Origin of the sequence: Anatilimnocola aggregata (assembly GCF_007747655.1) — a bacterium.
In the GTDB taxonomy this organism is placed as follows: Bacteria; Planctomycetota; Planctomycetia; order Pirellulales; family Pirellulaceae; genus Anatilimnocola; species Anatilimnocola aggregata.
This window is the reverse complement of sequence record NZ_CP036274.1, coordinates 124,780-135,567: the sequence shown is the minus strand read 5'-3', so window position 1 is coordinate 135,567 and position 10,788 is coordinate 124,780. Positions and strand designations below refer to the sequence as shown.

Sequence of the window (10,788 nt, the reverse complement as noted above, 5' to 3'; positions counted from 1 at the left end):
GGTAGTTATTTGGTTTGAAAGGGTTCGGAGGCGACGACCGCTTGCACGAGCGACTGCAGGCGTGGCTCGGATTTCAGGATGGTTTCAATGGTGGCGTGGTCGACATAGCCCACGGGGCGGCCGAGCGCGTAGGTGAGCAGTTTTTCTGTAAAGGCGCGATTGAATTTGTCCTGCTCGGCCATCAAGGCGGCTTTGTAGCCGGAGAGATCTTGGAACGCGCGTCCGGATTTGAGCGCGCCGCTGGCGTCGATGACGGGCGCTCTCGGTCCTTGGATGCCCTCGCCATTCTGCCGCTCGCGCCAGGCACCGACCGCGTCGTAGTTTTCCAGTGCGAGGCCATAGGAGTCAAGCTTGGCATGGCAGCTCGCGCAGTTCGGCTCGCTGCGGTGCAATTGGAGACGCTCGCGCACGCTGAGGTTCTTCCCAGCGGTGTTTGGCTGAATGTCGCCCGCGTTCGGCGGCGGAGGCGGTGACGGGTCGTTGAGCAGCTTTTCCAAGACCCACGCGCCACGACGCACGGGCAAGGTGCGGGTGCCATCGGCCAGCAAGGTCAGCAGTCCTGCCATGCCGAGCACGCCGCCGCGATGATGCTCCGGCGTGAGCGCGACTTTTTGAAACGCCTCACCGCTCACACCTTCAATGCCGTAATGCCGTGCGAGCCGTTCGTTGATGACGAGGAATTCGGAGTCGAGGAAGTTCGCGACCGGCAGATTCTCCGTGAGCACCTGTTGAAAAAACGCCCGCGGCTCCTCGCGGCTGGCGAGTTTCAGCGCGTTGTCATAGTCTTTGTATTCCTTTGCCGGCTCCACGCTGCCGAATTGCTCCACATCGAGCCACTGACCGGCGAAGTTCTCGACGAAACGCCGGCTCTTCGCATCGGCCAACATGCGTGTGACCTGCGCGCGTTGCATTGCGGGTTGCCGGAGTGCGCCTTTCGCCGCGAGCGCGAGCAGCTCCTCGTCCGGCAAGCTGCTCCAGAGGAAATAGGAGAGGCGGCTCGCGAGTTCGAAGTCATTCAAAGGGCGCGTCCCCTTGGCGGGGTCAGCGGCGCGCGGTTGCGGCTCCTGGATGAAAACAAAGCCCGGCGAGCAGAGCATCGTTTGCAGGCCCAGCCGCAGTGCATCTGGAAAGGACAGCTTCTCGCGTTGCATGGCACCGGCGGCGAGGCTCACGAGCTTATCGACCTCCTTTGATTCAACCGGGCGACGATACGCTCGCGGCAGCAGCCGAGCGAACACCAATCGCAATCCGTTCTCATCCTGCGGTGTCTTCTCATCGAGCCCGAGCACGACATGGCTCGCCGGCGGCCATTCCTTTGGCAGCGGACCTTCCACTTCGATTTTGTCCAAGAAGAGCCGGGGGGCAGTGGCCGGGTCCTGTGTCGGGTGCGGAATCCAGCGCGGCCCGGTGAAGGCATTCAAATCCTTGAGTACCTGCTCGCGCTCGGCCTTTAGTCGCGTGACTTCGGCATCGTCCCGTGCGGCCACAGCTTTTGAAATTTTACCCTGCGACTGGAGCCAACGCAGGTGCAGTGCGTTCCATTCGGGATTGTTGATGCGCAGGTTGTTGATACCGTTCCAAGTTGGCATCAAACCCTTCTGCTGGTCCGGCTGCCCGGCCCGCAAGAACAGCAGCGACTCCGCCACGCCCGGCTTCTCCAGAGTTCCCTGGATGGGAATATCGTGGACGCTCTCCAGCGGCGTGCCGGTGGCGTAGGTGAGGCGCATCACCACTGGCGTGCCCCTCGCGCCGGGCGAGGCCCCGGCATGAACGCGCACGCGGTAATAGCCATCCCGCTTGACCAGCTTCGTCAGGTCCGGACGCGGTCCATGCGGCACCATCGCCCACGTTTTGTCTTCATCGGGTTTGCCACCATGGCCGGCCCACATCTCGATGCCGGTGGCCTGCTTGGCGTAAAAAGTGGGGCCGAGAGGAATCTTATGGTCGATAGCTTGCGCCACTTCGACGGTCGGGCTTTCGTTCCGGTTCAGGTGCTTTTCCGCTTCATAGACATAGGTCTCCGTCTGCGGCGGCGCGCTCTGCACCGCTTCGTGGGCAATCTGATCGGCCCAGTCGAGATAACCGAGCATCTGCGTCTGGTCGAAAAACAACGCACTCCCGATGCGGTCGAAGCCTTCCGCCTTGCCATCCGCAGGTAGTTCGCGTTTCAACTTCTCGACAAAATGCGGATCGAGCTGGAACAGGTCACCCAACGTGTTTGCGTATTCCTGCCGGTTCAGCCGCCGCATCAGGATGCGTCCACCGCTCATGCGGGCTAATTTCTCGGCTTCCTTGAGTTTCGCACCCACCCATTCGACAACCGCAAAGGCCGCTTTTGCATCCGGTCGAGCCTCATCCTCTGGCGGCATTTCGCCACTGTTAATCTGGTTGATGACTTCGTGCCAATCATCCGCAGTCGTGCCACTGAGGAAATCCGTGCCGAGCTGGTCGATGCGGAAGCCGGCCTTCGCCTGCTTCGCATCATGGCAGGTGTAGCAGTGCCGCTTAAGGAACGGCAGGACGTCGCGTTCGAAATCGGGGCTAGCGGCGAGCACGTACATTTGCGAACACAGCGCGCAACCCAGAGCACAGAAGGCCCAGCGCACGAAATCTTTCATCGCATACCTTGAAATGGTGTTCTTCGACTTGTTGGAGTCATCTTGCATGAGTCTGTTCCACGACTACTTCTTGTCGGCTTGGTGTTCCGCGATGGCCTTCTTCAGGGCTTCGGCAGCTTCGCCCGTGGCGATGCGGGCGAGATTATTCGCGACACCGCTGTGCCGTTTCACAATCTCCGCGGGTGGAATCGTTGTAATTTTGACACTGGGATGATCGGCCTGCAATCGTTTCAGGTCGGCATCGTTGACCACACTCATGGACAGGTTCAACTCTTGCAGCCGATCTTTCATCGCCAGCAGATGCTTGAATCCGTCCTCATAGGTAATGAACGCTTCCTGAAAACCGACATGCGTCACCTTCGGCATCTTCGCGATGGATGCCAGAGCAGTCTGCGAGACCTTTCCCATCTCGGCCACCGTGAAGGATTCCAGCGATGGGTGGCCTGCAAAGAACTTCACGCCGGCTTCGCTCACTTGCGAATGCACCACGGCGAAGAACTTGAGCCCCTTGATCTTGGCGGCTTGCTCCATGCCTGCATCGTTGATGCCCAGGGTCAACTTGATCTCCACGAGTTTGGAATCCGACAAGGCATCAAATCCGGTGCCACTGTAGAGAGGGGCCAGCGGGTGATTTCTCAGAAAGCCGTTGTGATCGAAACGGATGATTTTCAGTTCCGACATCCCTTTCAAAGCGCGGAGACTTTCGTCTCGAAGCCAGGGACCGTTGCCGGTGAGCGCCAGCACGCGACCGTTCGAGTCGTAAATGCAACTGAGCGATATCGCATTCCTCTTCGTGTCGCGCACTCCCCAGGACGTCAGGTTGGCAGTGTCGATCCCCAATTCTTTGAGACGGTTGATGACGCCTCCTTTTGCCCAGCCGGGAATCTCGGCCACTTCTACCGTGTGCCCCTCGACCGCGATGATCTGCTCGACGATCCGCGCCTCGGCGGGATGTAACGGAATCTCCAAGGCCAGCGCTGTCTGCTGCACGCCTAGGATCACGATGAATGCAAACCAAAGACGTGTGTTCATGAGTCGCTCCAAAGACATGCGAATCAGGCTTTCAGCCTGTCAGAATTGTTCACACGGACAGACATCGATCACCCGCAGGATGCTGTTCCCGCTTTGGCTGCAGGTGAAACGCTGGTCTTGCCATTTCGACGAAACGATGATACAGTGGCTAAGCCACAGCGTCAACCCTTTTTAGAAGCCTCGTCAGCATGGATACGTCACTCGTTCGCAGCCCGGTCTATCAGCAGCTCAATCAGCGATTGCGTAGCGCGCTTGCGACGGAGTATCGCTCGGGTGATCAATTCCTAACCGAACGCGAAGTCGCCGAAAAGTTTCAGGTCAGCCGCGCGACCGCCAACAAATCGCTGGCCAGCCTCGTTTCCGAGGGCTTCCTCGAATTTCGCAAGGGCTTGGGCACGTTCGTGCGCCGCGATGTGATCGACTACGACGTCCGCTCGCTGGTCAGCTTTACCGAGAAGGCCCGAGCTGCCGGGAAGAAACCGAGCACAGAGCTGGTTACGTTCGGCAAACTTTCAGCGGCCGAAGTCAACTCGGAGATCGCAGCCGCCTTGGCGCTGACCGGTGACGCGCTCCTCTGGGAAATGGAACGTTTACGGCTCGCCGACGGCATTCCCGTGATTTGGGAGCATCGCTATGTTGTGCATCAACACTGCCCAAAGCTGACCAAGTCGCAGGCCGAGGGCTCGCTGTATCGCACCTGGACCGAGACGCACGGCTTAAGGATCGGCGGGGCGAATGAAGTGATCCGGGCTGGGCTGTTGTCGGCGAGCGAAGCGAAGCACCTTCATACCGCCGCAAAGTCTCCAGCGTTGGAAGTCGTCTCCGTCGGCTATCTTGAAGACGACTCACCACTCTGGTGGGAGCGCACGCTCTACCGCGGCGACCAATACGAATTTCACAGCCGCCTGGGCCCCATTCAGTCGGCGACTCCCGCGCGAGGCAAGCTACGATAAGTCCCCGTGGCAAAAAGTTCTCGGCGGCTTTATCGGTACTGATTCATTGGCCCGGTGCACGCCGATGGATGGCGTCACGCTGGCGTTCTTGGGTGTACTTATCATTCTTAAGGCCGCCAGAGTGCAACTGGTTGCAACGAGCGACGCTGCGAGTGCAACGAGGCCCAATCTCTAGCGTCATGCACGTTCCAGCCGGCTTGCCACAACAACTTGAAGGTGATGTCGGTCACTTGCCAGTTTGAATGCGTGTAGGTAAAGACATCGACCTGTCCCGCCTCCAACCTTGCCTTCGCCATTCTGGGCGCTCACAATCTGGCGAATGCGATTAACGGTCGCGCGTCCTCGCTTATGGCACGGCAACGACGCGGAAGCCGGCGGCACCGTAACGGCTCGAACCGACGCCCACGATGTAACGGTTCGCGCTGCGGCAGGAACCCGGGTTGAGATACCACGCGCCGCCACGCAGCACCGGACGCAGTTGCCCTTGGTTCTTCTTCTGAATACCGTTGCGATCCTTCGGCAGCGCCGAGTATTTGCCGAAGAAATCCTCGCACCATTCCCACACATTGCCATGCATATCGTAGAGGCCGAATTCGTTCGGCTTGAACTGTCCCACAGGTGCCGCGAAGACATGGCCGTCTTTCGCCTTGATCGCCTTGGGATTCGGAAACTTCTCGTTCCACGTCGCGTCGGCAACGTTGGCATACTCCGCCAGTTTCTCTTCGTCGTCACCGAAGCAGAAACGTCCGGTGCTGCCGGCCCGGCAGGCGAACTCCCACTCCGCTTCGCCAGGCAATCGAACTTCGCGCAGTCTAACCTTGCCGTCGGCTTTCTTCGCCAGCCACTCGCAAAACTTCCTCGCATCAGCTCGGCTGACGTTCGTTACCGGGTGTTCTTCCGACTGCCCGGGGGCGCCGGTGTTCTTCCAACTGTATTTCTTGTCGCGGCCCTCGAACTTTTTCAACTCTTCATTCCAGCCGTATCCCCCTTCGCTCTGCTCGGCATCGGTCGTGTAGCCGGCGTCTTCCACGAAACGTCGGAACTGACCGCGGGTGACCTCGCGCTGGCCGATGAAGTAATCGTCCGTCAAGGTGACCGAATGGTCGGCTTCAAAATCGATCCAGTCCGGCCGTTTGCCGTCAAAATGTTTCTTCACCACCGCTTCCTGTTCTGATTTGGAAGAACCGATGATGAACGACTTCCCTTTGGCTGACACTTTCACGAGTTTCAGGTAGATTCCCTTGCCGAGATCAAAAATGAGATACTCAAATTCCTTGTCTAGCTTGGCATCTCTTGTGTTTGCCAGACGTGGATTGGGCCCATCAGCACATGTCTGGGACTCGCTGGAAATACCAAACAAAGCGGCCGTAACCACCGCAGTCAGAAAAATGGTTGTCTTCATAAATAGCATTTCTGTGCCGAAGGCGCGAGTTGAGCGGCGACTCTCTCGGGTAATCCGCAGAAGAGGGCCAAACGCGAGGACATAGTGTGAATCGAGACATGCCAAACACCTTTGTTATCATTCGATACGCGCAGTTCAATTGCCCATACTGAACTTTGTCAAGCCAGTTCGCTTGTTCTGTTTATCGTAGATGAGCAAGTGCGTCGATTGTGTGCCGCCGACGTTGACAAGGACCGCCACTGCACTGCGTCCCATGTCATCGACGTAGTACTTCACATCGGAAACGCCGGGCCGCTCGGCTTTCGGCAACTTCTCGATGTAGGCGTTGTAATTGGTGACCACCGTATCCGCGGGCAGATCCTGAGTCTCTTTCCAACCCTTCAAGGCTTCGGGTACGACGGTCGCGCGCGCGGCGGAAACCGGGGCGGTTTTCTCGCCCTGCTTCAAGGGCTGGGGAGCCTCGAACTTCGCAATACCGGCGTAGGGGTATTTGGAAACAATGTCCCAGGCGAGTTTCTGCAAGATTGGTCGCTGCTCGTCGGTCAGGCCGTCACCTTCCTTGCCCGGAAATTTCAGCCCTTCCGGCGTCATGCGGTAAAGGGCCGCGAAGTGCATATACGATCCCAGTCGCATTCCAAGAAGTCCCTGGTGCGGCATGTGATCGCCCCCAAGCACGGAACCGCGATCGCCCGGCTTATCTCTGTAATTCTGTTTTGTTATGCCGGGGAACTTTCCGGCCACGATCATCTTCCGCACCTCTAGCATCCCGTCGCCGAGCGGTACCAGGAAGACAATTCGCTTGCCGGCCTTGGCGTTGACTTCGTCCACATAGGTTTCCTGCCGTTTGCGCAACGCTTCCATCTTGGTTTGATATTCCGCGAGGTCCGTAGTTTCATACTCCTCGGGCGACTTGACGCCTTGCCGTCCGTCATTCGTCAGCCAAGGCATCTGCATCAAAACACGGAAGTTTGGATTGTGCTTGGGGCCGAGTTCCACAAGCGTCGGCAAGAATTTGGGGAACTCTGGTCCCACCGAGTTGTGCTGCCAAACGTAGACGTCGATCTCGCCTTTTTCGAGCAGCGGTGTCACGTCCTCGATGCGGTTGCTGTTGATGCCTGTGATCTTGATTCTCTTGTGCCCGGTGATACCAGCGGCCTGGCACAACGGCTCGGAGTTTTCAGTCGACCAACTGTGTCCGCCGCTCATCACTCGCAGGCCAGCGGGCTTTTCCGCAGCAACCGGTTGATTCGGGTCCTGGGCGTTGGCGTTGGACGACCAAGCGAAGAATCCGCAAACGACTCCAATCGATAGGAATGTGATTAGTCGCAGCATGATAAATTCTCGAGTCAGATACTTGTAGTTACTGTATTTTCTGGTGCTTTACGATCGTCAGATAGATCCACGATAGCAACTGTGGCTTTTCTTGTTTCTCGACACTCGTGCCGTTCGGGCCTAGTTTGACTGCGGCCCCTTTGGGAAATTCCTTCGCGAAGAGCCGGAAGCTGCGTTCATTCCCCAGATATCCGCCCTGCAACGACTCTCCCGTGTCCTTCCAGTCCGCCAACCAAGCCGGCTTCTTCGCGAGTTTCTCGTCGTGGGCCACGTAGACCGTTGCCTTGTCGGTCACGGTGAATTCCATCAGCACCTCGCCCGCAAAGGCCAGGGAGGCGTTATCGGGCTTGATCCAGTCGCAGCCGCGAACGAGTTCGGGCACCTTGCCGATCACGGCCACCGGGCCAGCGCTGGGAAACACCTTCCAACCCACGTCCCCCGGTTTCAGATTCGCGACGACCTTCCACGGCTCGCAATAGACCGAGTCCGACGGCACGACCCGATTCGATTTGGGATCGTGGATCACCAATTTGTCGATCAACCCGGAAGGCATCCGCACCGATTGCTCGGGGAGTTCGAAAGGCATGGCTACGCCCAGTTTCTTCCATGCCAGGGCACTCGCTTCATTCGGCAACCAGGTGGCTTTGGACTTATCGCCAGCGAATTTCGCGTATTCAGCGATTTCCAGCGTGTGCGGATTGGCCAGCCAACCGTACTCGATCCGGATTTCGTTGAGCTTGGGCAGTCCCTTGGAAAGATCGACATCGGCGGGAAATCGCTGAGCGATGACGCCGTCGAGCCACGGCATCAACAACTCGTTCGGCACGACGTTGCCGTGTCCGCCACGGGGCAGGCAGAAATAGGTCCACGGCGCCTGCTGGCTGCGAGCGTAACGGTCGAGGCCGTACGCCATGATGGTGCCGCAAACCGGATCGTTTTCGCCTGTTTGCTGGATGCACGGCACACGAAACGATTGCGAAATGTCGTGTGGCTTGCCGACGAGCGAGGAATTGGTTTCGGTCATCCGGTTGAAGTTGAAGTTCTCATTTCCCTTGGCCCAGGGAGGCAACGGCTGATGGGCCACACACGCCAACATGCGATCCGGGTGCTGTTGAGCAAGCAGCATCGTGAAGCCGCCGTTCGACGAGAGTCCCACTCGGATCACCGGGGCGTTGACGAGTTCCGGATGATTCAACTCTGCGGCGACTTCCTCGCGAAATTTCTCATCCAGTACAGCGACGTCACCATCGCGCCCGAAGGGAAACCACACCAGTCCGTGACGCTCGCAGAAGGGCTGCCAAGGCTTGGGGTTTCCCGCTTGCCTGCCGTCGAAATGCAAGATGCCCCGGAGCGGCTTGCCTTCCGGCACCCAGGCATTCGGCCATTTCTTGGGTTTCGCCGGTTCGTCACCTTGGGCCTCGATTCCACGGCCTAGCAGCATCAGCAGGCCGCCGAGGAACAGCAACGAAAATTTGAATAATCGCTTCATGATTGATTGTCCGATCAGGTAGTCGTCCTACTTGGTGGTCGCGAATCCCGCATGCGGATATTTCGACACCGCCTCCCAGGCGATGTTCTGCAGGATCACCCGCTGTTCTTCGGTGATGCCCTCCATCGACTGGATGCCGGGGCCTTTGCCACCGCCGCCATAGGTGACCTGCGAGAAGTCCGGCTTCAGCCCGATCGGCGAGACGCCGTACATCGTGGCGACGTTACAGTAGGCGGTCAGCGCCAGCACGTGGCGGTTGGAGTGCATGTTGAATTCGGTCCACAGGTCAGCCGGATCGGTGATGCCGGGGAATTTTCCTTCGGCGACCATTTCCACCAGCTTGATCGTGGCCACTCCGACCGGCGAGATGAGCACGACTTTCCGACCGTGTTTCTCGTTGATGGCGTCGACCAATTTCTCCAGCTCTTTCAGCGGTTCCGACGCGGCGCGCTTCTTCATGGCGGCCACGTCGAGCGTTTTCTTGCCGTCCTTTGGCATCTGACCCACGGGCCAAACGTACGTCTGCCAAACGATGTGAAACGTCGGGTTGTTTTTGACGCCGAGCGCGGCCAGGCCCGCCGGAGTGGAGTCCAGGCCAACGTGATTATTCCACGTCTCCGCGTGAGGGTAGCAGTGCAACGTTCCAATCAGCAGCGTGTCGATCTCTCCCCGCTCGAGGCGGTCGAGGCGACCGGACTGAATGCGTTCCATGCCCTTGATGTCGTGCCAGGTTCCGATGTAAGGAGCAACGACGGACCTATGTCCTTCGATATTTGCGGCCTTGACGACGGCATCGGTCACCGCGCCGTTGACGAGCAGCATGTAGGCCACGCGCCCTCCGGCGGGTTTTTCCGCAGCAGTTCCCGATTCCTTGGGAGCCTCGGCCGGCGATTGCTCCAGGACCACGCGAAAGCCGAGGTAGCAGCCGCGATAGGCCGATTGATCGCGACCAACGCGAGCTGCGGATCGCAGGCGCTTTGAGTCGCTCGACCAACCGCCGCCGCGTTGCACTTTGGCTTTGCCTGTCGCTGGCCCAGTCGGATCGATCTGCTTTTCTTGGGGATGGCTGTTCGGCACGTACCAGTCTTCGCACCACTCCCACACATTGCCGTGCATGTCATACAGGCTGAAGGCGTTCGCTTTGAATTGGCCCACCGGGGCCGTGAAGAGGTGCCCGTCCTTCCCCTGGATGCCGATGGACCAGCCGGGAAACTTGGCTCGCGCCGTAGCGTCGGCTCCGTTGCCCACGGTCGCCAAGCCTTCGGGATCGTCGCCATGCACGTACGCCGTCTTCGTGCCGGCGCGACACGCATATTCCCATTCGGCTTCGGTCGCCAAGCGATAGGTCTTCTTCTCCTTTTCGCTCAGCCAATTACAAAACGCTTTGGCATCCTGCCACGACACATCGACCACCGGATGTTCGTCGGTCTGCTCGAACCCAGGGGTTTTCCAGGTGAACCGGGCGTGCATCTCTTCGATCTTGCCCGCCTCGTTGGCGCCGTAGGCCCCCTTGCCGTCGCGCTCGCCTTCGGTCTGGTAATTCGTGTCGGCGACGAATTGCTTGAACTGGCCGAATGTGACTTCATGCGTTCCCAGGTAAAACCCCTTCGTCAGTTCCACCTCGTGCTGGACCTCTTGAGCCTCGCGACCGGGTTCGCTTTCCGGCGAGCCCATCAAGAACTTTCCCGGCGGGATGAACAGGAGTTTCATCCCCACGCTATTTTTGATTTCCTGGACGCTCCCCCGATCTGAACCGGGTTCGGCACCCGAGGCCGTGACCGCGATGAGGTAGACACCGACAATCAACGAAGTAAACTGGCAACACAAGACGGATAGGGTTCGCATGGGAACTCATTTGGTTAGGCCTTTTGGCCTGCCGGTGGAAAGTGATTGAAGGTGCATTAGGAAAGATCGCGTCACGCCAAGATCTCCGTCAGCGGCCCGGCGGTGTCGATGTCCGCG

The 10,788-nt window shown here is 58.8% G+C and carries 8 protein-coding genes; 1 reads left to right on the top strand and 7 read right to left on the bottom strand.

Going from position 1 to position 10,788, the window contains the following annotated elements:
• Positions 1-5: 5 nt before the first annotated feature.
• Positions 6-2,666: a DUF1592 domain-containing protein gene (locus tag ETAA8_RS00490; protein WP_145083293.1), complete on the bottom strand. Its 2,661-nt coding sequence runs from the start codon at positions 2,664-2,666 to the stop codon at positions 6-8.
• 15 nt (positions 2,667-2,681) lie between these two features.
• Complete coding sequence (locus ETAA8_RS00485; protein WP_145083289.1) at positions 2,682-3,650, bottom strand: hypothetical protein; 969 nt, start codon at positions 3,648-3,650, stop codon at positions 2,682-2,684.
• A gap of 188 nt (positions 3,651-3,838) precedes the next feature.
• On the opposite strand from ETAA8_RS00485, the gene ETAA8_RS00480 reads away from it, so the two are divergent.
• Positions 3,839-4,603, top strand: coding sequence for a GntR family transcriptional regulator (locus ETAA8_RS00480; RefSeq protein ID WP_145083286.1), 765 nt, complete (start codon positions 3,839-3,841; stop codon positions 4,601-4,603).
• Positions 4,604-4,710: 107 nt separating this feature from the next.
• On the opposite strand, the gene ETAA8_RS00475 is transcribed toward ETAA8_RS00480, so the two are convergent.
• From ETAA8_RS00475 to ETAA8_RS00455, 5 genes are all read right to left on the bottom strand, one after another.
• Positions 4,711-4,899 (bottom strand): hypothetical protein, encoded by a 189-nt coding sequence (locus ETAA8_RS00475; RefSeq protein WP_145083283.1) that lies wholly within the window; start codon positions 4,897-4,899, stop codon positions 4,711-4,713.
• A gap of 50 nt (positions 4,900-4,949) precedes the next feature.
• The gene (locus tag ETAA8_RS00470) at positions 4,950-6,005 is read right to left on the bottom strand and encodes a formylglycine-generating enzyme family protein (protein WP_202921472.1); all 1,056 of its coding nucleotides are present in this window, start codon (positions 6,003-6,005) and stop codon (positions 4,950-4,952) included.
• A gap of 135 nt (positions 6,006-6,140) precedes the next feature.
• Positions 6,141-7,337, bottom strand: coding sequence for a hypothetical protein (locus tag ETAA8_RS00465; protein ID WP_145083277.1), 1,197 nt, complete (start codon positions 7,335-7,337; stop codon positions 6,141-6,143).
• A 28-nt stretch (positions 7,338-7,365) separates the two neighbouring features.
• Complete coding sequence (locus ETAA8_RS00460) at positions 7,366-8,826, bottom strand: alpha/beta hydrolase (protein WP_145083275.1); 1,461 nt, start codon at positions 8,824-8,826, stop codon at positions 7,366-7,368.
• 27 nt (positions 8,827-8,853) lie between these two features.
• Positions 8,854-10,671, bottom strand: coding sequence for a formylglycine-generating enzyme family protein (locus tag ETAA8_RS00455; protein WP_145083272.1), 1,818 nt, complete (start codon positions 10,669-10,671; stop codon positions 8,854-8,856).
• Positions 10,672-10,788: the final 117 nt, after the last annotated feature.

Excerpts from the sequence above, each read along its gene's own strand:
- ETAA8_RS00490 (WP_145083293.1), bottom strand. The coding sequence starts at position 2,666 with ATGCAAGATGACTCCAACAAGTCGAAGAACACCATTTCAAGGTATGCG.
- ETAA8_RS00485 (WP_145083289.1), bottom strand. The coding sequence starts at position 3,650 with ATGAACACACGTCTTTGGTTTGCATTCATCGTGATCCTAGGCGTGCAG.
- ETAA8_RS00480 (WP_145083286.1), top strand. The coding sequence starts at position 3,839 with ATGGATACGTCACTCGTTCGCAGCCCGGTCTATCAGCAGCTCAATCAG.
- ETAA8_RS00475 (WP_145083283.1), bottom strand. The coding sequence starts at position 4,899 with ATGGCGAAGGCAAGGTTGGAGGCGGGACAGGTCGATGTCTTTACCTAC.
- ETAA8_RS00470 (WP_202921472.1), bottom strand. The coding sequence starts at position 6,005 with ATGAAGACAACCATTTTTCTGACTGCGGTGGTTACGGCCGCTTTGTTT.
- ETAA8_RS00465 (WP_145083277.1), bottom strand. The coding sequence starts at position 7,337 with ATGCTGCGACTAATCACATTCCTATCGATTGGAGTCGTTTGCGGATTC.
- ETAA8_RS00460 (WP_145083275.1), bottom strand. The coding sequence starts at position 8,826 with ATGAAGCGATTATTCAAATTTTCGTTGCTGTTCCTCGGCGGCCTGCTG.
- ETAA8_RS00455 (WP_145083272.1), bottom strand. The coding sequence starts at position 10,671 with ATGCGAACCCTATCCGTCTTGTGTTGCCAGTTTACTTCGTTGATTGTC.